Source organism: Saprospiraceae bacterium, from assembly GCA_016719615.1.
Classification (GTDB): domain Bacteria; phylum Bacteroidota; class Bacteroidia; order Chitinophagales; family Saprospiraceae; genus Vicinibacter.
The window spans coordinates 235361-256371 of the sequence record JADJYQ010000005.1; the positions used below are offsets into that span (position 1 = coordinate 235361).

The following is a 21011-nucleotide window of genomic DNA, read 5'->3' on the forward strand; positions in this document are numbered from 1 at the left end:
AATATATAAAATCAATAGGGAGGAAAGGATCCATAAAGTTTCGAACTTTGCATTCATTCATATGCAAATTAAAACACAGATACGACTTATATCAATATACTTGATTTACGTATTGCTGCTTTTTATCTTGCCCAATTGTGGAACAAAAACCAGACTGCAGAAAGAAACTGTCGCAGAAAGCATTGAAAATCCTTTGATGGATTCATTACAATACTTGAAGTGGATTCAGAATCTGGATACCGCAAACATCGATCATTTTAAAGTCAACATCAATATACATTTTGTAAAACATCCAGAATGGGCAACATTTTATAGAGGGTCTCCTGAAGATTCGGAAATATCAAACGGATTGCACTGGGCAGGTTTATTGATCAATCACGCAAACTGGGTTTTGGATTCTTTAGGGGAGAGTCCGATTTCAAAGCAGAATATGAGGGGAGATGCACATTACAATTATCATATCTATTCAGAACCCGGGCATATTACGGATAGCTTTGGTGGAATCTGGTTTTGGGATCAGCGCGCCCCTGCAATTTTCCCATACGGTGACAAGGTCTTAAATATTGTCATTCAGGATGATGGCAAACGATTGCTCAACGGCAGTGCCTGCGGTTTGAATTTTTGCAATTCACTCATCCTTTACGGCGCTTATCAAAATGTAAAGTTCAAAGGAAAATTTGGTTGGTGGTCCTTTGCGTCTTTGTTAAATCATGAGGTCGGGCATATTTTTGGATTATGTCATTCCTTTGCATGCGACAACGAATGTGCGGGAGTGGACCTGGACCCGACAGCGGAATGTTATAGTGGTCCCTGTTACAATGATTGCGGCGGACCCAATTATGGCTTATGCAATAACTGGCTGGCCAACAGCAACAACATGATGGGTTACAATGCGAATCAAAATGCACTTACCCCCTGCCAGTGGAAACGGATCATGATAAATCTCCACCCCAAAGCTCAAAGCTCAAAGCTCAAAGCTCAAAGCAATATTATTTAACAAGTAAAGTTCTGAAAAATAATTTGAAAAAATACGTATTTATTTGAACTAACATTCGTTAGGGCGTGTTTTTTTCTAACAGACTAACAGACTAACAGACTAACAGACTAACAGACTAACAGACTAACAGACTAACAGACTAACAGACTAACAGACTAACAGACTAACAGACTAACAGACTATTCCTCCAAGCAGTCAAGCAGTCAAGCAGACTCAAAGACCTCCTCCCACAAGCCTATTCCTTCCAAACCACCTGACTCATCACAATATCCATGAGTTTTCCAGAGCAGAGGCCCTGAACGGTTACGGCATTTCCTACAACAGCAGCATTTTTAGATTTTTCCAGAAATCGAGGATCCATTTCACATTGAATAGTGCTTAATGGATTCCCCGTATCGAGTATCCAGATGGTCTTGTTTTCTACCTGTTGAATTTCCGTTATGGTGCCATTCACGGCGATGATTTTATTCAGGTATTTTGATTGTGCGGTTTCTTCATTGGTTTCAAATTCTTCCAATAAGGCAGCAGCAGTCATGCTAAAATCTGCTTTGGTTTCTGTGAGATCTGCATGCGGTTTATTATACATTTTATAAACCACAATGGCAGCGATACAGAAGAAAGCGGCCAGAAAAAAATAAACTCGTCTGTTCATATTTTTTAATTATTTAAAAAGAATTCATTTAATATAAAAGTATTCTCTCTGCGCTTTATCTGCGCGATCTGCGGGAAACAAAAAAGTCCATTGTTTTCCTTTACAATATCCCCAACCAGGATTCTGCCGATCTATAATTCAACCAACTCTTTTCATCTTCATCGTATGCAGAATGCGCTATCAATTTTCCCGGTTCCAATTCTCCTAAGGGAAACGGATAGTCACTACCTAATGCCACTTTATCAATTCCAAAAAGCGAAATCAGTTTATCCAACATGTCTTCATCATGTACCAGTGAATCCACCCAAAATTTGCCTAAATATTTATCTGGATGATGGGGATTATCTACAGCTACAAGATCTGGTCTGACATCATAACCATGTTTGATTCTTCCATACGTTCCGGGAAAAGAACCACCACCATGTGCAAATGCAACGCGCAGATCCGGAAATTTTTCAAAAACCCCTCCGAAGATCATACTGCATACAGCCAATGAAGTTTCAGCAGGCATGCCTACCAACCAAGGCAACCAGTATTTATTCATTTTTTCTTTGCCCATCATATCCCAGGGATGTATAAATAAGGCTGCTCCCAAGGCTTCGGCTTCTGCATAGAAGTCGAATAATTCTTTGGCATCGAGATTCCATGAATTAATATGCGAACCAATTTCAAAACCTGCCAAACCCAGCGTATTCATACAACGCTGCATTTCAGCAATAGCCAATTGCGGATCCTGCATGGGCAATGTTCCCAATCCTATAAAGCGATCCGGATACAAATGGATTACATGTGCAAGATGATCGTTTAAATAACGAGCTACATCCAATCCGTCTTTAGCTTGTGCCCAATACGAAAATAATACGGGAATTGTACTTAACACTTGAATGTGGATACCTTGTTGATCGCATTCTGAAATTCTCGTAGCGGGATCCCAGCAATTATTTTGAATCTCGCGGAAGAATTTTCCGTCGATCATCATTTTAGCACTGCAGTTGGAATGCTGTTCCAGATTTATGAATCCTCCATAGCCAAATTTATCTGCCCACTTAGGAAGTGTCTCCGGAATTATATGCGTATGAATGTCAATTTTTTTCATTCCTTTTCTTTACTGCTGATTAAAATAAAAGCCCAGCATTTTTTTCATACTTTGCGGAAGCTCGGGCAATTCTGAACGAGGTATCAGCAATGTTGAAATATTGTGAAAGTCAATAAAAATTTGATGCTTTTTTACAGTATCCATTAAATATTCATGTCCGGAAGAACCTCCTGTTCCTGATTTGCGGCCGAGCATTCGCATGACCATTTGTGCATGTCTGTATCTCCAGTTGGTCAATAACTCATCCATTTCTGTAATCGTGTTGAGCAGTCTGCAGGGCAATTGCAATAAGGGTTCACTGCCGTAAAGATGTATCAATAAAGCGGCCATGGCTGCTTTGAAAGATATACGCATTTTACCTTCGGCGATCTGTTGTGCATGAAAATCGGGATTGAAAATATTGGCGAAATAATTATCCGTATCACCATTCATTTTGAGGCGCATGGCTTTTTCATGTTCAGATAAATAATCACTGGATTGTATGGCATCTCGTTCGCGTTGGAGCATGTTATTCACGGCCTGCATGTATTTGCTCTTAAAATCGAATTCATCCATTTGTAAAAATGGAGTTCTTTCAAGCCAGGCCTCAATAAGATCAAACAAACTGGATGCTGTTTCGTGTTTTTGTATTTCTGTTTGTTGCTCTTCGCTGAATTCCTTGTAATAAGCATGTGGTGTATAACTGATCCGTTTTTCTATTTTTAAGCCCAACATGACTTCGAGTTTTCGAAACTGAAAACTCTGAAAACCGGATGCAGGAAATAAATAGCCTCTGAAATCCAGAAAATCCAAGGGAGTCATCGTTTCCAGAACTTTGATTTGCTGAATTAACAATTTGAGTATTTCATTCACGCGTTCCAACCTCGATACCGCAACGTCTATATTTTTTTCATCAACTTTATCAGATGCAAACATCTTCATCACCGAATCTACTTCATGTAAAATTTGCCTGAACCACAATTCATAAACCTGGTGGATGATGATGAACAACATTTCTTCATGCGCTTCTTTCCCAAGTTGTGCACTTCGTGGATGCTGGGCGTCTAGGATTTTCTCTAATCCAAGGTAACTGCTGTAATGTATTGAGGTGTATTTTTTATCCTGACTCATAAGGGTTTGTAAGCTATGGCTTTGATTTCTATTAATAAATGCGGATGTGGTAATTGATGCACGGCTACAGTCGTTCTCGTAGGACCATCGAAATCAAAAAAGGAATTATATATTTCGTTGTAGCCTTTAAAGTCATTCATGGAAACGAGAAAAGTAGTAATCTCCACAATATCAGAAAGATCTGCATTTGCCGATTGAAGAATTTCTTTGATATTTTCAATAACCGCTTTGGTTTGTAATCTGATATCGAGCTGTGTGGTTCCCATTTCATCAACTTCAACCCCTTCAAAACTGTTGTCGGGTTTTCTGCTGCTGGTCCCCGATACAAATAAAAAATCTCCGGCTCTTTTGATATGTGGAAATTTACCCCGGGGTTTAGCTTTGCCTTCTACAAGACGGGAAGATTTGTTTTCTAGCATGTGGTAAAGATATGGAATTGTAAAAGAACCGATACCTGCATTCATAGCTTAAAATAAAATGATGAAAAACTGATTTTTATTGGCTGTATGTAAAACTTAACCAACAAAGACGAAAAGAAGTAAGATGAAATATTCTATTAACATTCAGGGAGTTGAAATAAATCTGAAGGAGTTCGTTCTTTTGGGTTTTGCGCAATTTGAAGATATGCTCACAAGCCAGAATTTTATTTAATATGAAGCCAGAATTTAAATGGGAATCAAGAGATTAATTAATCGAATTACAAATATAAATGATTGTAATACAATATTATATATAGTATTATATATTTATATATCATTATCACTCATTTCGACTGCTTCTTCCACTAAGCTCACATTTGCACCCGAGTCGATATACCTGCACCATTCACAGGTCTCTTTCCCACAACCCGGGGTAAATTGTTTTTCCTTGATTTTGGAATAGCAATCAACGATAAGCTCTTCAAGAAACGGAACAAACTCACCGGGTTCCATTTCGGATTTTTCAAACTTATCGTCTTTACTTGGATTTACAAAGTAAAAGCTTGAGGTAACATTTGCGTTTTTGAAAGGCCCATAATGTTTAAGTAGGACTGCATAAAACACCATTTGTTGCCAGTAATTGCTTCCATATTTTAATTTGTCTGATGGAGCTTTAATTTTACTTAAATCGGGTTTTCCCGTTTTGTAATCGACAACTCGCACTCCTTGTTTCATGATATCGATTCGGTCCAGTTTACCAGAGATAGGTACTTCGCTGAATTCGGTATTGATTTTTAATTCAACTTTATCATCTTCTGCTTCGAGCCACTCTCCTTGAAAATGATTCAGAAAGGGCACTAACACGCGTTCACCTTCAGAAAGGTAATTTTCATATTCCCGCTGTGTAAAATGCGAATGAAATTTCAGCATCCCCCTTTTAAAATAGTTGAGCAGTTTCTCTCCTGGTTTTGGAAACTTTAAGCATTTTCCTTTCATGAAAAGTTCCAATGCATAATGTACGGCATTTCCAAATCCCAGCGATGGTGTTCGGGCACCCGGAATCCTTAAAACTTTTTCGTAATAAAATGCGACCGGGCATTCGAGATATTTATTAAGTGCGGTTGGACTCAGACGAAAAGTTTCTATAAATTTTTCAAAATGATTTTGTTCCAGCATGATAAATTCCTTTTTCAAAGGACTCATTTCAATCACCATCTGCTCTAAAACATCCTGTTCTTTTGCCAAATGTTCGCGCTCATCCAGAAGTCCGCTGCTCTTGATTTCTTCTATAAATCTGCAAGGAACCATTTCAGATTTGTCACCCGCGGTTGCATAAGAGAGATAGAGTCCAAATTTGGCACGGGTGATCCCCACATAAAATAATCGACGCAAGTCTTCATCGTTGCTGACATTCGTATTGACATAGCTCTCGGGTAGTTTAAAACTTGAGGTATTTCTATTATTCCAATTGGACTGTGTCCCATTGATCATAAACACATAGTCATACTCTTGTCCTTTAGCGCTATGTAATGTTGATAATATCAGCCCTTTTACGGATCCACTAAATGATTTGAAAGGTATGACCAGATTATTATTTTGATATGCTTCGAGAATATTTACGAAATCAAGGATTCCCAACCGGGGATTTTTATCTGATTCTGATTTGATGAATTCAAACAATGAATTGAGAATTTGCAAATAATGAAATTTATCTTCCAGTTGGAGTATAAATTTTAGAATTTGAAATTCGTTGACAAGTTTTTCAAGGAAGACTTGAGGGGTGTGATCATCCAATTGTTTTTGAAACTGCGTCAGCAGATGGTACAATTTTTGACATGCAGCTGTATTTTGGACATTTATTTCTGCCAGTAAAATTTCATTCGATAGAAGCTTGAGTAAAGAATTATCCGCTGCTGAGTTTCTTTCCTTTTTTTCTTCCATGTCATCATAACCGGCGTATCGGAGATCTTTATGTTTGAATGCAATTTTCCCAATATCCGATGCATCGAGCTCAATAAAAGGTGCATGCATCAATCTGTACAATAAATGATCCTGTTGATATGGGTCTGCATCCTGGGCAGCAAAATATTTTAATAAAAGTAAGAGCTGTTGTAGAAAAAAATCATCTAAAAGATTGACTTGTTTGCTGATTTGATGTGGAATGTTGTTGACCGAAAACCATTTGATGAACGGATCTGCCTCTTGATTTTTTCTATAAAGAATGGCGATTTTATCAGGCGCTACTCCATTATCCAAAAGCGTTTTGATCTGTTGACAAATGTGTAAGACTTCCGTTTTTTGATCCGGATATTTGGTTAGGATTGGCCGTACAGATGTTCCAGCATAATCTCCGGAGGCAATGAGGTTTATCGGGCTAACGTTTTCTTTTGTAACCAGCCGCTCATCGTTATTTGAGATCAGACTATTTGCCGTATCCAAAATAATTTGCGAGGATCGGTAGTTTGACACCAATCTGATTTTTTCGGGCCGGTATAAATGATCAAAATCAAACATGTTCTGAACATTCGCTCCCTGGAATCTGTAGATGGCCTGATCGTCATCACCTACTGCAAAAACATTGGGAAAATCGTGATAATTCAACAGCTGAAATAAAATTTTATTTTGAGCACCATTGGTATCCTGATATTCATCTACCAAAATATATTGGTATTTCTCCTGATATTTTTGCAAAAGAGCATCGTCACTTTCAAACTGACGAATGACCCATTGGATCATGTCTTCATATTCATAGCGATGTATCTTGTCCAATTCTTCCTGAAATATTTTATAAAACGCCACTGCAGCTTTCGAACGCGATGCTTTAACAAGAACTTCTTTTTTAAACTGAGCTTCTTTAAAATCACCGGGTAAGTTGTTTTTGCCTTTATTTTTATAAATATATATTTCACTTTCCCGCTGTGCTTTAACCCAATGATCTATATCCTCCAGGATTGTATCTGGATCCCAGTTTTCTTTTTTAATTTTCTCAAATAGAGAGTTGAGGCGCGGGATTTCGTATTCGTAATTTTCTGTGTAACTATAGAGTGCATTTTCCCGATCAAGGCTGCTGAATATTTTTTGATAAATAGTCCTTTTTTCAAGTTCAGATACCACTTCATAATCGCTGAAATGAAAAAAACTTTCGGGGTTTTCTCGAATCACATGATTGCAAAAGGCATGAAAAGTGGAAATCGAAACTTCATATGCGGTGGGGCCAATAAATTGAATGAGTCGTTTTCGCATGTTGGCAGCACCTGATTCAGTATATGTTAGACACAGTATGTTTTTGGCATCAGCATCTGTATTCAAAAGAATGTGACCAATGCGGATGGCAAGTATTTGTGTTTTACCGGTACCGGGTCCGGCAATAACCAATAAGGGCCCTTCGATACAATCAACAGCTTTTTTCTGTTCCGAATTTAGCTTTAGATATTCGCTTTCAAAAGCGGCGGTGCTTTTTATTTTTTCATTCATGATACAAATAAGAAATCTAACAATCCAAAGAGTTTTAATAAAGTAAAAATCATAATAGCTACCAAAAATCGGTATGCCCAAATAGAAGCATTGGGTAATTTACTGGCCCAATTGGCGGTCATCCAACCACCGAGCCCTTGCCCAATAGCAATGGTAAGTCCGATTTTCCATTCTACCAATCCCGCAAAATGAAAAATGGGTAAAGCAATTCCAGTATATGCTGTCACCATGATTATTTTTAAAGCATTGGCTTCTATAATGGGAAACTTCATATACCATACCATGAATGCCAATAAAAAAATGCCCATACCCATTTGAATAAAACCACCATAAAATCCAAAAGCAAAGAATACGGGAATATATAACCAGGGTGTAATCTTGATTTCGGGAAAATCACTGTGATGTGCCTGCTTGCGGTTAAACAATATAAAGACCAGGAGCACAAGCATGAGATACTTAAATACAATGATAAAATGATCCGCAGAAATTTTAATCGCTACAAGAGTGCCAATAATGGCTCCAAAAAAACCCCAGATCAATAGTTTCCAGCTCGATTTTAAAGGGATTTTGTTGTGCCTGAAAAAAGCTTCCAGGCTGGCTGTTCCTTGTGTAATAATACCTATGCGATTGGTTCCATTTGCCACATTTCCTGGTAGTCCCATAACTCCGGTTAAAAATCCCAAAGTGATAACTGATCCATTACCTGATAAGGTATTTATACAACCCGCTAAAAAACCACCAACAATCGCAAAACTGATTTCATAAACACTCATCACCCTGGATTTGCTGACACAATTCGATGAGGACTCCGTTTGCTGATTTCGGATGTATAAAACAAACCCATTTGTTGTCAGCTCCTTTTTTGGGTTTTTCGTTGATGAGTTGAAATCCTAATTCTTTTAATCGATTCATCTCTTCAATGATATTATCCACGTCAAAAGCAATGTGGTGGATACCTTCGCCTTTTTTTTCAATAAATTTAGCAATTGCACTTTCCGGAGAAGCTGCCTCCAGTAATTCAATTTTATTATTACCTTGCTTAAAGAATGAAGTTTTGACTTGTTCAGATTCAACCCATTCTTGTTTATAAGGTGCTTTGCCTAACAAACGTTCGTAAATAAGATTCGCTTCTTCAATGCTTTTTACTGCGATTCCAATATGTTCAATAAAATTGATCATGTTCTGTTGAATTTAAGAAAACCACCAACCAATAACGATCACAATGATCATCGTAAACAAAAGAATAATTTGATATATGACACCTCCTAGAAATGATTTTAAATATGATTTTTTCCAGGATTGATTATAGTTATTTTTAAGGCAATCCATAAATATGCATAAAGCCCTAATATGGTCAGGAAATATAAACCTTCCGTTACTGTCCAAATTTTTTCAAAAAGAAATAAAATGCTGAATGCGAAAAAGGCAACAATATGATAGTGAATAGAAAAAATTAAAAATTCATAATAATTTTTCTTTTGCCGGATATGTAATAAGTACAATATGAACCCAAATAGAGGCATTAAAAAAAACATGGCTATAGAAGTGTTTTTAATAATATTACTTTTTAAGTTTTTCTTAAAGTCAGGATCTGCATTAAAAGCTTTAATCATTTGCCTGGTTGCAGTTCGTGTTAAATAATTGGGTTCCTGTTTATTTACAAGGATGAGTGAATCTATTTCTTCCGGGCTTGCATTGACAAGTTTGGACAGATCATTTTTATCGAGATTCAATTTTAATAAACCTACATTCATACTGAAATTTTGAGTATCAGACGGGATATTTGAAGGTAGATACTGGTTTCCAAAAGAATCGGTTGTGGTTAGACCAGGTTCTTCTGATTCCATCACTTCAGCTTCTACAAAAGTTTTGTTATTACTCGTATCAATTTGAATCAATAAAAAGAAAATAAAACTTATAAAAACATAAAGTCGAATCGGGGGCATAAATCGCGCCCGTTTGTTTTGATTGTATTCTTTTGTCGCCAGACCAGGTTTGGTTAATAGCGCTTTTAGGGTTAAGAAGAATTTTGAATCCAGATGGAGCAATGTTTCAATAAGTTCAGCGATGTAATGCCTGATAGGTTGATTAGGATGGTGATTCTCTTGTCCGCAGTTGGGGCAAAAGTTTTCACCCTGATCAAATAAATATTGGCAGTTTGAACAAAATATTTGTTTTACTCGGATTCTTGCCATGGCACTTTAATAGAATGTGATTTACTTTATTGGGCTTTGAATACTATGATTTTCTATGAAGCTCGTAATTTACCTTGCAATTTTTGTTATGTTTCGATGTTTATGATTTGATCTAATGATAATGATGGCTTAGGTTTGGTTTTTGATGTGGAGATTTGTTTTATGCGCATAGATACATCTATGAATTTTCAATAGGCAATTTATAGAAAAGGCAATAAAATTACCGAAATAATTTACTACTGTTTTGTGAATTGCCAAAACAGAAGAGTAAAATTAGTTAAAAATTATGGCTGGATTAAGATTTCCCGTTGAGACCAAACTCTTGGCGGATTTTGCGTACGAAATCCAGTTTTTCCCAGGTAAAGAGATCCACTTTTACCGTTTTTTCATTTGGTTTACCGGCATTAAAGGTCTTTAAAACAGTTTTCGGTTCTCTTCCCATATGCCCATATGCAGCAGTTTCTGAATAAATGGGATTTCTGAGTTTAAGGCGTTGTTCGATTGCGAACGGACGCATGTCAAACAATTTTTCAATTCTCTTGGCAAGCTGGCCGTCTTTAATTTTAACTTTACTCGTTCCGAAGGTATTGACAAAAAGTCCACAGGGTTTAGCTACACCAATAGCGTAGGAAACTTGGACCAGAACTTCATCGCACAATCCGGCTGCAACCATGTTTTTAGCAATGTGCCGGGTAGCATATGCTGCTGATCGATCGACCTTCGAAGGATCTTTACCACTGAAAGCACCTCCTCCATGCGCACCTTTTCCACCATAGGTATCTACAATGATTTTTCGCCCGGTAAGTCCGGTGTCTCCGTGTGGACCACCGATTACGAATTTGCCGGTTGGATTTATGTGATAGGTTAAATCTGATTTAAAAAGTTTGCGCAAGTTCGCATTGAGTTTCCGTTTCACTCTGGGAATTAATATATGGATTACATCCTCCCGGATTTGATTCAACATTTTTGTATCTGCCAGTTCCTGTGCACCTGCGCCTTTGCCTGGCTTCACAAAATCATCATGCTGAGTGGAAATGACGATTGCATCTATCCGTAGTGGTTTATGATCGTCGCTGTATTCAATGGTCACCTGACTTTTTGCATCAGGTCTTAGATAATTCATGATCTTACCCTCGTGTCTGATTTGTGCCAACTCCTGCAGCAACAAATGTGATAACATCAGGGGCAATGGCATATAAGAGTCCGTTTCGTGGGTGGCATAGCCAAACATCATTCCCTGGTCACCGGCACCTTGCGCATTTGCCCTGGCTTCAAAATTTTGCTTTTTGGCTTTGCGATCAACACCACGGTTAATATCAGCCGATTGTTCATGGATGGCTGAGAAAACACCGCAACTATTAGCCTCAAACATGTATTCAGAACGCGTATATCCAATTTTTCGAATCACCTCGCGTGCTATTTCCTGAACATCGAGATAAGCTTTAGACTTGACTTCTCCGGCTAAAACAACCTGACCTGTGGTAACGAGTGTTTCACAAGCCACTTTTGATTCTTTGTCGTATGCAAGGAAGTGCTCTATAAGGGCGTCAGATATCTGATCAGCAATTTTATCAGGATGTCCTTCTGAAACAGATTCCGATGTAAATAAATATGGCATTCTAATGAGTTTTAGTAAAATTAAAGGGCAAAGATAAATGATGCAGACTTTATAAAATAGAATACGCAAGCAACCGAATTGGCTAAAGTCACGTAATTTCATAAATAAATTGTTAATTACTCTTAATTTTACCTTATAAAACCTTAGTGTATGGGAAAACTGAAACCTTATTCCGGAGCTTTTGGAAAGCCGGAACTCCTTCATCTGCTTCGAAGATCTTTGTTTGGTGTAAATCACGGGGATCTCGATTTTTTTAAAAATAAAAGTTTGGCGGAAGCTGTTGACCAGCTGGTGCCAAAAACGCCAAGCATCCCGGATCCTCCGGTCAGGGCCTATTATAACAATGTGGATCCAAGTCTGGATACTCTTGAAAAATACGAAGACCCGGTTGGTTCAGGCAATTTTAAATACGCTGTTGAATGGGGACAAACTTGGGTAGATAAACCTATCCCTCCAAATCTAGTCGGCAATCCCAATAACAACAGGCGGCTAGGTCTGAAGAACTGGTGGACTGGATTGATGATCCATCAGGACCGGACCATTTATGAAAAAATGATTCAGTTTTACCAGACGGTATTGGTTATAGAAGATAGTGTCATTGAATCGGCTAATTCTGCTTTTATGACCCAGAATCTTTATAGAAAATATGCTTTTGGAAATTACAAGCAGCTCCTTAAGGATATAAGTTTGGATCCGGGTATGTTGCGTTATCTCAATGGCAATGTCAATACGAAAACAGCTCCCGATGAGAATTATGGTAGAGAACTTCAGGAATTATTTACAGTAGGAAAAGGCCCGGGTTCCGGCTATACTGAAGATGATGTAAAAGCTGCTGCAAGAGTGCTTACAGGTTGGACCTTGGTTACCAGAGTCAATAATCTGAATGTACTTCCAACGAAAGGCTTTAATAAAAATAATCACGACATAAATCCCAAACAGTTTTCTGCTTTCTACGGCAACAAAGTGATCATTAATGATGCAAGTATCACAGATAAAGGCACTTTTGAAAGTGTAGAAATGGCAAGGGCTTTCAAGGAATTAGATGATTTGATTGAAATGATTTTTGCTACAGAGGAAGTATCAAAGTACATCTGCAGAAGATTGTGGAATTTCTTTGTATATTATGAAATCACTCCTGAAATAGAAACAGAAGTGATTGAGCCTTTGGCCGAAATTTTCAGACAATATATCAATGATCCGGATCAAATGCATTATGTAGTTAAGGAGCTTTTAGGTTCAGATTATTTCTTTAAAGTTGAACACAGATCTTGTATGATCAAAAGCACTATCGATTTTCATGTAGGGATCATACGTACACTTCAATACCCTTTTCCAAACAGCACGCAATTGGAAGCTCAGTATTATATGTGGAATCGGATTCATACATTTAATGTAAATGCTGGGCAGGATTTAAACGACCCCCCAAATGTTGCTGGTTGGCCTGCTTATTACCAAGCCCCATCCTATTATGAGATGTGGATAGATACTTCAACGTATCCCGGACGAAAATCGGGTTATGAAACTTTTGCACGCAGTAGTTTTACTTTAAATAAAAACAATACTTACGGTGGTGCAAGCAGCCCTTCGTATGGATACACAGTCAAATACAATTGGGTAGATTTTGTAAAACGATTTGAAAACCCTTCAGATCCAAATGCATTGATATTAGAAGCAGTCGAACTGATGCTGGGAGCTCCGGTGTCGCAAAGCGTAAAAGACCAGTTGAAAACAAATTACCTGTTGTTAGGTCAGACCACTGATTATTATTGGACAGATGCCTGGGAAGTTTACCTGGCCAATCCAAGTACGACAGATCCAGAAGCAAGAAGAGTACCGACGATGTTACAGGATCTCTTTCTTTATCTCATGTCATCTGCTGAATTTCATCTTTGTTAATTTTAATTTTTAATCTCCTTTAAATCATCATATATGAAAAGAAGATCGTTTTTACAATCTGTTCCTGTGACCGTAGGAGGCATAACTGTTACTGCCCATGCCTCCAGTCCTTTGCTCTCGGCACTACATCAATCACTTTATGATACAGACCGCGTTCTGATCATCATTCAATTGAGTGGTGGTAATGATGGATTAAATACGGTGATACCTGTAGACCAATACGCTGCACTTGCATTGCCCTCCATCCGTGAAAGAATCCTCATTCCTGAAAATAAACTGCTGAAACTGGGCGGCACAAATGACGCAACAGCACTGCATCCAGCCATGAATCGCATGTATGATTTATACAACCAAGGCAAATTGGCTGTAATCCAAAGTGTAGGTTACCCCGATTCAGTTATTCACACTTTCGGGCAACAGACATCATGATGACAGGTTCAGATTCTACGGAATTTCTTTATTCCGGCTGGGCTGGAAGGTACCTTGCATACGAATATCCGAATTATCCGGTAGGATTTCCAAATACAGATATGCCGGATCCATTGGGTATACGAATTGGAGGCAATGTGGTCATTGGATTGCAGAACCAGGGGGTTCCAATGGCGATATCTATAAGTAACACAAATGATCCCCTGAATCTAACGGGTAGTTTGTTTGCTGACCCGGCACCCAATAATTATATGGGTAAAGAACTGGCCTATGTTCGCGAAGTGCAACGCCAGACCGATAAATTTGGAGATTCTGTGAAGGGTGCGGCGGATAAAGGCTCTAACCTTTCTCAAATGTATCCTAAGAATAACGAACTTGGATATACTTTAGGACAACAACTGGGGATTGTTGCCAAGTTGATTTCAGGGGGCATTAAAACCCGGATTTTCTGGTTGAGTACAGGCGGTTACGATACGCACTCGAATCAAGCTAATAGCGCCGACAAATCCACTGGAAACCACGCAAATCTCTTAAAAGGACTTTCTGATGCTATTGGAGCATTTATGGATGATGCCAAATTATTGGGTCTAGAGAATCGGGTTTTAGGGATGACATTTTCTGAATTTGGCAGAAGAATCATTTCAAATGCATCAGGCGGAACAGATCATGGTGCGGCTCAGCCCATGTTTGTATTTGGAGCTAAAGTAATCCCCGGAGTTTTAGGTTCTAATCCTATCATTGATCCTAATTCAAAAGCTAACTCTAATCTGCCTATGCAGTATGATTTTCGCTCGGTATATGCCTCCATATTAGGAGATTGGTTCTGCGTACCAGATCCTGATTTAGAAACGGTATTACTTCGCAATTATCAAAAACTTCCAATCCTCGATCCAGGTAATTGTATTCCAACATCAGTCCATGAAAACAATACTAAACTTGGAGAAAATTTGGTGTATGCATATCCTAATCCATTTGTAGATCGCACGAAGATCAAATTTGAAACATTTGGTGGCCACACTATGATTCAAATTATAAACAATGAAGGATCTGTCATTAAAACTTTGGTCGACGGAGATATGCAAGCCGGCAAATATGATATTGAATGTAATCTTGAAGAAGCTCCGGCAGGAATTTATTATGTCAGATTGCAAAATGGCCCTATCCAGCAAGTGAAAAATATGATGAAAGTTCGCGGATAAGATTTTTAGATTTCGATAACACAAAGAACCCTGGAAGCCTTTTTCCGGGGTTTTTTGTTTTAAGATCGATTCAGATATAACAGTTTTTTTGTTACTTGCATCAAATTTCAATTAATCATATGGATGCATTTTTAAATCCGGATCTGCTAATAGGTTTTTTTACACTGGTGGCACTGGAAATTGTACTGGGTATTGATAACATCATTTTTATTTCTATATTGACCAACAAACTACCCGAAGAGCAACGTGAAAGGGGTAGAAAAATAGGTTTATTCCTTGCACTCTTTGCAAGAATAGCACTGTTATTCTCATTGAGTCTTATTATGAAACTCACCACGCCATTAATATCCTTATGGTCATTTGACTTATCCGGTCGCGATTTGATCCTTTTCTTCGGCGGTTTATTTTTAATATTTAAAAGCGTTAAAGAAATTCATCACAAAGTTGAAGAGTCCAGCACACAGGAAGAAGATGCCCATGTTCCGGCTAAAATCAGTTTCAACAGCATTATTTTTCAGATCATACTTATTGATATCGTATTCTCATTGGATTCTGTTATAACTGCTGTTGGAATGGTAAGTAATTTATACATCATGATTGCAGCGGTAGTGGTTTCTGTTTTTGTGATGCTTTTACTTTCGGGATCTATTGCAAATTTCGTCAACAAACATCCTGCAGTAAAAGTATTGGCTTTGTCATTTTTGATCATGATAGGTACTGCTCTTGTTGCGGAAGGATTGCATTTTCATTTTCCAAAAGCCTATATTTATTTTGCTATGGCATTTTCAATTGGGGTAGAAGCGATCAATATCAGAGCCGGACTCAGAGGCGCAGTAAAAAAGAAGTAGAACTGATTTGGGTTCTTTATATAGATGATGGAATTAAAAAAACGAAAGTGGAAAAATGAATACGCCACTTTTACAATCCTTGTTTTAGGGATCTGCTTCAATTATTTTATCAATCCATTTGAGCTGGAGGAATCTGCGCTTAGACTCAGTTGTTGCGCTATATTGATGATCTCCTTTTGGGTTTTCGAGATCTTACCCATGCCAGTTGTGGCTTTGTTTCCTTTGGTTTTATTCCCGCTTTTAGAAATAGAATCCTTGCAAAAAACAGCAACAAATTATGCTGACCCTATCATCTTTCTGTTCATGGGCGGCTTTTTTTTAGCACTCGCTATCGAAAAATGTAATTTGCATAAAAGAATTGCTTTGAATATATTGTTGAAAACAGGCACCCAGGGAAACCGCATCATTCTGGGTTTTATGTTGTCAACATTTGTAATCAGTATGTGGATCTCAAATACCGCAACGACTTTGATGATGTATCCGATTGCACTGTCGGTAATTCAAGTCTTAAAGGAACAGTCGGATAGGCAGGATTTTCAAAAATTGCAAATTGCTGTCTTGTTGAGCATTGCTTACGCTTCCAATATAGGGGGTTTGTCAACCATTGTTGGAACACCTCCCAATACTGCATATGTTGGGTTCATAAACGCGGATCTCAATAAATCTATATCTTTTTTGGATTGGTTCATGATATGTTTTCCAATTGCAGTTCTCATTCTCCTTGCATTGTATTTTTCATTTACGAGAATTCTGTTTAGGATAAATTTTCAAACGGACTCTGATGCAAGTGCATATATTCAACATCAGCTGAGAACTCTTGGAGTTTGGACTCAAGCTCAAAAGAGAGTATTTTTTGTTTTTTGTTTCACGGCAATTTTATGGGTTACCAAAGATCTCTTCATTCATTATTTTCAATGGAATTTAAACGATACAGGTATTGCGATATTCGCTGCAATATTGTTATTTATAATCCCATCTGATGAAAATGGAACTGGAAACGAAAAACAAACAAATGTTAGTTTATTGGAGTGGAGGGATACTTCTAAAATGTCCTGGGGAATATTACTTATGTTCGGTGGTGGATTAGCCCTGGCGAAAAGTATGGAAACAGTGGGTATTATGAAACGAATTGGTGTTTTTATCTCTTCAGTTGCGCCGGATCATATGTTGCTCCTTATACTTTTGGTTACAACGGTCTCTGTTTTTTTGAGTGAGGTCATGAGCAATATTGCACAGGTTTTAGTGATGGCACCAATCGTTACTACTGTTGCAATTTCATTGGGATTGGATCCTTTAATTTTGGGGATACCAATGACTTTAGGGGCAAGCTGTGCAGGAATGTTGCCGATGGGAACTCCGCCAAATGCGATCGTATTTGCCAGTGGAGAGATCCCTTTGCGTACGATGTTGCGAGCCGGTATGGTAGTAAATGTATGGAGCATTCTGATCGTAAGCCTGATGAGTTATTTTATAATCTCACTGATTTTGTAAGCTCAAAGCTCAAATAAGATATATAAGTTATGGAATTTGGAAAGAAAGTAGATGAAAAACTTAAGCTAAAGAGGGATTAAGCTTTAGGCTTCCGGCTTAATAGCTTTACGCATTCTTCCAAAAAAAAGGGGTACCCCGTTCAAAAGCACCCCTCATCACCACAGTAATATTTCTTTACCATGGCAAAAGCCCTGTAAAGCTAAGTTGCTTTATGGCGCCTACTACAGCTGTTGAAAAAGAATTACAGGGATGGGTTAGGGCTTAAAGGAGATAATATCATATACGTAAGTTATTTATAGATAAAACTTTAAAAAATAGGAATTTAACTAAAGTATATAGCTATTGGCAGTCAACACCCATTAGCATTGCCAATGAATGCTTAATAAGCTGCAAGGAGGGCAAATTATTAATTGTATAAAGTGTTTTTAACAAGTATAAAATTTAATAATTTTGTTAGCAACAAACAAAACCAAGTTTATGAAACTGCTCATAAAGATTTTAAAATGGCTGGTCTTTTTGATCATAGCCATTATTGCGATCATTTTCATTTATGTCCAATTATCCTGGAATAAAAAATTTGAAGCCCCATACCCGGAGCTAAAGGCCAGTACTGATAGTGCGGTTATTGCCCGCGGGAAACATTTGGCTTATGGGCCTGCACATTGTGGCACTTGCCACGTGCCCATGAATAAAATTGAAGATGTTGAGAATGGTGAGATGATTCCGTTGAGCGGAGGCTGGCAGCTTACAATTCCCCCTGGTACTTTTAGGGCACCAAACATTAGCCCGGATAAAGAAACCGGAATAGGAAATTTTTCTGATGAAGAAATTGCAAGAGTCATGCGGCATATGGTAGGTAAAGATGGCAATTGCATTTTTCCATTTATGCCCTTTGCTGAGTTGAGCGATGAAGATTTAATCGCCATCCTTTCGTATTTAAGATCTCAAGAACCTGTAAATCACGCTGTTCCAGCGACATCTTTGAGTTTTTTGGGAAAAGCACTCATGGCATTTGGTGTGATCAAACCCGAAGGTACCAAAGGAAACCCGCCCAAGTCAGTAAAAATTGATACTACAATTGATTACGGTAAATATTTGGCCAATTCTGTGGCGAATTGTAATGGCTGCCATACCGAAAGAGATCTTAAAACGGGAGCATTCGTAGGTAAGCCATTTGCAGGAGGTACCGTTTTTCCACCTGATGTGTTTACAGAAGGAAAAACCTATGTATCTCCAAATATTACACCAGATCTGGAGACCAGTATCATGTCGCAATGGACCGAAGAAGCTTTTATTGCGAGATTTAAAAAAGGAAGAGTCCATAAGGGTAGTCCAATGCCCTGGGGAGCATTTACAAGAATGGACACACTGGAACTCAAAGCTATATACCGGTATTTGCAATCACTGGAACCGGTAAAAAAGAAAATAAATCAAGTTGTTTATGAACCGGGGGAGAAAGTGATGTAGAAAAGCGTACTAAGATTTAAAAAAGGAAATATATTCATCCATTTCAATATTAATTTGTCTCAAAATGGATCTGATGAGTGGGCGAGGAAGCATTGTATTTGAGTGGAATGGAACTGTTGTGAACCTCCCATCAGCATTTTTATAAAATGAATAGCTTCCTTTGGTTCTGAGTTTCTGAAAACCGAAATGGATTAGGCATTTTTATAGTTGGTGGGGTTTAACGAGCTTTAAGCGACTCATTTTTTAACACGCAATAAAGCTGTTCCAATAAAATGTGATTGAGCATTTGAAATTTCTTCCGCACTTAATTCTTCAAGACATAGGTTTAATACTTCATTTAAATTTTTATAAAGTTCATCCAGGTTTAAAGCAAAAGTTTGAGCAGCTGGTAAGTTGGGTAAGTAACCATAATACATTTCTGATGCTTTATCAAATTTAATATGAGCTGTAAATAAAATTTCATCAGATTGAGAAACCATCTTCATTATTTTATTTACAAATATTAACTTTATTAGGCAAACTATCGGGTTTAATAATTACCAATACTTATTTGATCATATCGATTTAGGAAAATTTGAATAGCTGAATCCGAATTTACATTTTACCTTTGTAAAAAATAAAATACACATGCGCAGCAATCACGAAATCGACTACCGCATTTTTGGCGAAGAAATGCAATACGTGGAAGTTGAATTGGATCCGGGTGAAACAGCCATTGCAGAGGCTGGGGCCTTTATGATGATGGAAGATGGAATTAGTATGGCAACCATTTTTGGTGACGGAACCCAACAGGATGCCGGTTTCATGGGAAAATTGTTCTCAGCAGGAAAAAGGCTGCTTACAGGAGAGAGTCTTTTTATGACAACTTATACCAATCAAGGTGTTGGTAAGGCAAGAGTTAGTTTTGCTTCACCATTTGCCGGGAAAATCATTCCATTGGACCTTAGTAAATTGGAAAACAAAATCATTGCTCAAAAAGATGCATTTCTATGCGCTGCCATGGGTGTTTCGGTTGGAATAGAGTTGCAGAGAAAATTGGGTACGGGAATTTTCGGAGGTGAAGGATTTATTATGCAAAAACTGGAAGGCGACGGCATGGCTTTTGTACATGCAGGTGGTTTTGTAAAGGAAATAGAATTGGGAGTTGGCGAAACTTTACGAATCGACACTGGATGTGTAGTCGCTTATACTTCAAGAGTAGATTTTGACATAGAATTCATACGGGGTGTAAAGAATATGGTCTTCGGAGGAGAAGGTCTTTTCTATGCTGTCCTCCGTGGACCCGGCAAGGTTTGGGTACAATCCCTTCCCATTAGCCGATTGGCTGCGCGAATCATGCAATATGGTGGCACCCGCAGACGAGAAGAAGGAAGCATCCTGGGTGGATTAGGCAATATTTTAGATGGGGATAGTTGATGGGGAGGAATTGACTGCTTGTCTATTTGACTGCTTGGCTGATTCGGTATAAGAAAGAAATTAAAAATGATTGATCCTCGTTCAACTTTAAATGTTCAAGATTTCATTGAACGAAGCAATCCTGCAAAAACTTTTTCTTTAATTACAAAATTTGCTTTACAGCTAGTTAACTGTGATGTTTTCAGATAACCTAAGCGTTCTGCAAGTAATAATTGGTATTGAGCTTCTTTAAAAGAAGAAAATGCAATTTCTAAAAATCTATAATACTCTTTTTGACTATCCCTATAACTTCCTTCGACGATATTTGAAGTTGCAGAAATAAGAGCCCTCCTCAATTGCAAGCTCAATCCATATTGTTCTTCTTTTGGAAAAAATTTTGTGATGGAATAAACCTCCAATACTAAGTCATCGAGTAATTTAAAAGCATTTAAATTCATGTAATTTCTCATAGTATTTTAATTTTGAAATAAAGGTAAGTAGCTTTATATTTCTAATGATTTTACCCAATAAATTATCATGGCCATTCAATAAATTATTACAGGGACCAAGGGTATAGACTTAAGTATAATTTTACCTTGCATGAATCTTTATTTAAAATTTCCTTCTTAAAAAAGAAACCAACTAAATTATAAATATTTACGCTAATAGTTTTAATAATATGTAACCCTGAAATCCGATAAACTAACGATGTTAGTTTATCGGAT

The 21011-nt window shown here is 37.8% G+C and carries 20 protein-coding genes; 8 read left to right on the forward strand and 12 right to left on the reverse strand.

Annotated elements, in window-relative coordinates; translation table 11 throughout:
* Window positions 1-100: 100 nt before the first annotated feature.
* A complete protein-coding gene (locus tag IPM92_10690) occupies window positions 101-997 on the forward strand; it encodes a hypothetical protein (GenBank protein ID MBK9108807.1) in 897 nt (298 codons plus the stop codon).
* A 235-nt stretch (window positions 998-1232) separates the two neighbouring features.
* Here the strand turns inward: IPM92_10690 and IPM92_10695 are convergent, their stop codons facing one another.
* The 9 genes from IPM92_10695 to IPM92_10735 form a co-directional block, all read right to left on the reverse strand.
* Window positions 1233-1649, reverse strand: coding sequence for a hypothetical protein (locus tag IPM92_10695; protein ID MBK9108808.1), 417 nt, complete (start codon window positions 1647-1649; stop codon window positions 1233-1235).
* A gap of 100 nt (window positions 1650-1749) precedes the next feature.
* Window positions 1750-2745: an amidohydrolase gene (locus tag IPM92_10700; GenBank protein MBK9108809.1), complete on the reverse strand. Its 996-nt coding sequence runs from the start codon at window positions 2743-2745 to the stop codon at window positions 1750-1752.
* Between the two features lie 9 nt (window positions 2746-2754).
* Window positions 2755-3855 (reverse strand): hypothetical protein, encoded by a 1101-nt coding sequence (locus IPM92_10705; GenBank protein ID MBK9108810.1) that lies wholly within the window; start codon window positions 3853-3855, stop codon window positions 2755-2757.
* A complete protein-coding gene (locus tag IPM92_10710) occupies window positions 3852-4274 on the reverse strand; it encodes a RidA family protein (GenBank protein ID MBK9108811.1) in 423 nt (140 codons plus the stop codon). Before IPM92_10710 ends, IPM92_10705 begins: the two co-directional genes overlap by 4 nt.
* Window positions 4275-4601: 327 nt before the next feature.
* On the reverse strand, window positions 4602-7748 hold the full coding sequence (locus tag IPM92_10715; protein MBK9108812.1) for an ATP-dependent helicase: 3147 nt from the start codon (window positions 7746-7748) through the stop codon (window positions 4602-4604).
* Window positions 7745-8521, reverse strand: a complete 777-nt coding sequence (locus IPM92_10720; protein MBK9108813.1) for a sulfite exporter TauE/SafE family protein — start codon at window positions 8519-8521, stop codon at window positions 7745-7747. The genes IPM92_10715 and IPM92_10720 overlap by 4 nt, the downstream gene beginning before the upstream one ends.
* Complete coding sequence (gene mce, locus IPM92_10725; protein ID MBK9108814.1) at window positions 8508-8927, reverse strand: methylmalonyl-CoA epimerase; 420 nt, start codon at window positions 8925-8927, stop codon at window positions 8508-8510. Before mce ends, IPM92_10720 begins: the two co-directional genes overlap by 14 nt.
* 98 nt (window positions 8928-9025) lie before the next feature.
* Window positions 9026-9943 (reverse strand): DUF3667 domain-containing protein, encoded by a 918-nt coding sequence (locus IPM92_10730; GenBank protein MBK9108815.1) that lies wholly within the window; start codon window positions 9941-9943, stop codon window positions 9026-9028.
* A 295-nt stretch (window positions 9944-10238) separates the two neighbouring features.
* On the reverse strand, window positions 10239-11561 hold the full coding sequence (locus IPM92_10735) for a methionine adenosyltransferase (protein ID MBK9108816.1): 1323 nt from the start codon (window positions 11559-11561) through the stop codon (window positions 10239-10241).
* Window positions 11562-11711: 150 nt separating this feature from the next.
* Between IPM92_10735 and IPM92_10740 the strand changes: the two genes are divergently transcribed.
* From IPM92_10740 to IPM92_10765, 6 genes are all read left to right on the forward strand, one after another.
* On the forward strand, window positions 11712-13457 hold the full coding sequence (locus tag IPM92_10740; protein ID MBK9108817.1) for a DUF1800 family protein: 1746 nt from the start codon (window positions 11712-11714) through the stop codon (window positions 13455-13457).
* A 33-nt stretch (window positions 13458-13490) separates the two neighbouring features.
* The gene (locus IPM92_10745) at window positions 13491-13886 is read left to right on the forward strand and encodes a hypothetical protein (GenBank protein ID MBK9108818.1); all 396 of its coding nucleotides are present in this window, start codon (window positions 13491-13493) and stop codon (window positions 13884-13886) included.
* Complete coding sequence (locus IPM92_10750) at window positions 13883-15085, forward strand: DUF1501 domain-containing protein (GenBank protein MBK9108819.1); 1203 nt, start codon at window positions 13883-13885, stop codon at window positions 15083-15085. The genes IPM92_10745 and IPM92_10750 overlap by 4 nt, the downstream gene beginning before the upstream one ends.
* Window positions 15086-15204: 119 nt before the next feature.
* Window positions 15205-15933, forward strand: coding sequence for a TerC family protein (locus IPM92_10755; GenBank protein MBK9108820.1), 729 nt, complete (start codon window positions 15205-15207; stop codon window positions 15931-15933).
* A 24-nt stretch (window positions 15934-15957) separates the two neighbouring features.
* The gene (locus IPM92_10760; protein ID MBK9108821.1) at window positions 15958-17424 is read left to right on the forward strand and encodes a DASS family sodium-coupled anion symporter; all 1467 of its coding nucleotides are present in this window, start codon (window positions 15958-15960) and stop codon (window positions 17422-17424) included.
* A 477-nt stretch (window positions 17425-17901) separates the two neighbouring features.
* Window positions 17902-18891, forward strand: coding sequence for a cytochrome C (locus tag IPM92_10765; protein ID MBK9108822.1), 990 nt, complete (start codon window positions 17902-17904; stop codon window positions 18889-18891).
* Window positions 18892-18900: 9 nt separating this feature from the next.
* Here IPM92_10765 and IPM92_10770 read toward each other — a convergent pair whose 3' ends face one another.
* Together IPM92_10770 and IPM92_10775 are read right to left on the reverse strand one after the other, a co-directional pair.
* Window positions 18901-19083 carry a type II toxin-antitoxin system HicA family toxin gene (locus IPM92_10770; GenBank protein MBK9108823.1) on the reverse strand — a complete coding sequence of 61 codons (183 nt, stop codon included), beginning with the start codon at window positions 19081-19083 and terminating at the stop codon, window positions 18901-18903.
* Between the two features lie 44 nt (window positions 19084-19127).
* Window positions 19128-19370, reverse strand: a complete 243-nt coding sequence (locus tag IPM92_10775; protein ID MBK9108824.1) for a type II toxin-antitoxin system HicB family antitoxin — start codon at window positions 19368-19370, stop codon at window positions 19128-19130.
* A 148-nt stretch (window positions 19371-19518) separates the two neighbouring features.
* Here IPM92_10775 and IPM92_10780 point away from each other — a divergent pair, with 148 nt between their 5' ends.
* Window positions 19519-20307 carry a TIGR00266 family protein gene (locus tag IPM92_10780; protein ID MBK9108825.1) on the forward strand — a complete coding sequence of 263 codons (789 nt, stop codon included), beginning with the start codon at window positions 19519-19521 and terminating at the stop codon, window positions 20305-20307.
* A gap of 95 nt (window positions 20308-20402) precedes the next feature.
* Here IPM92_10780 and IPM92_10785 read toward each other — a convergent pair whose 3' ends face one another.
* Window positions 20403-20756 carry a four helix bundle protein gene (locus IPM92_10785; GenBank protein ID MBK9108826.1) on the reverse strand — a complete coding sequence of 118 codons (354 nt, stop codon included), beginning with the start codon at window positions 20754-20756 and terminating at the stop codon, window positions 20403-20405.
* Between the last annotated feature and the right edge of the window lie 255 nt (window positions 20757-21011).

Coding starts and splice junctions, on each gene's coding strand:
- IPM92_10695 (MBK9108808.1), bottom strand. CDS start 1,649: ATGAACAGACGAGTTTATTTTTTTCTGGCCGCTTTCTTCTGTATCGCT.
- IPM92_10700 (MBK9108809.1), bottom strand. CDS start 2,745: ATGAAAAAAATTGACATTCATACGCATATAATTCCGGAGACACTTCCT.
- IPM92_10705 (MBK9108810.1), bottom strand. CDS start 3,855: ATGAGTCAGGATAAAAAATACACCTCAATACATTACAGCAGTTACCTT.
- IPM92_10710 (MBK9108811.1), bottom strand. CDS start 4,274: ATGCTAGAAAACAAATCTTCCCGTCTTGTAGAAGGCAAAGCTAAACCC.
- IPM92_10715 (MBK9108812.1), bottom strand. CDS start 7,748: ATGAATGAAAAAATAAAAAGCACCGCCGCTTTTGAAAGCGAATATCTA.
- IPM92_10720 (MBK9108813.1), bottom strand. CDS start 8,521: ATGAGTGTTTATGAAATCAGTTTTGCGATTGTTGGTGGTTTTTTAGCG.
- mce (MBK9108814.1), bottom strand. CDS start 8,927: ATGATCAATTTTATTGAACATATTGGAATCGCAGTAAAAAGCATTGAA.
- IPM92_10730 (MBK9108815.1), bottom strand. CDS start 9,943: ATGGCAAGAATCCGAGTAAAACAAATATTTTGTTCAAACTGCCAATAT.
- IPM92_10735 (MBK9108816.1), bottom strand. CDS start 11,561: ATGCCATATTTATTTACATCGGAATCTGTTTCAGAAGGACATCCTGAT.
- IPM92_10740 (MBK9108817.1), top strand. CDS start 11,712: ATGGGAAAACTGAAACCTTATTCCGGAGCTTTTGGAAAGCCGGAACTC.
- IPM92_10745 (MBK9108818.1), top strand. CDS start 13,491: ATGAAAAGAAGATCGTTTTTACAATCTGTTCCTGTGACCGTAGGAGGC.
- IPM92_10750 (MBK9108819.1), top strand. CDS start 13,883: ATGATGACAGGTTCAGATTCTACGGAATTTCTTTATTCCGGCTGGGCT.
- IPM92_10755 (MBK9108820.1), top strand. CDS start 15,205: ATGGATGCATTTTTAAATCCGGATCTGCTAATAGGTTTTTTTACACTG.
- IPM92_10760 (MBK9108821.1), top strand. CDS start 15,958: ATGATGGAATTAAAAAAACGAAAGTGGAAAAATGAATACGCCACTTTT.
- IPM92_10765 (MBK9108822.1), top strand. CDS start 17,902: ATGAAACTGCTCATAAAGATTTTAAAATGGCTGGTCTTTTTGATCATA.
- IPM92_10775 (MBK9108824.1), bottom strand. CDS start 19,370: ATGGTTTCTCAATCTGATGAAATTTTATTTACAGCTCATATTAAATTT.
- IPM92_10780 (MBK9108825.1), top strand. CDS start 19,519: ATGCGCAGCAATCACGAAATCGACTACCGCATTTTTGGCGAAGAAATG.
- IPM92_10785 (MBK9108826.1), bottom strand. CDS start 20,756: ATGAGAAATTACATGAATTTAAATGCTTTTAAATTACTCGATGACTTA.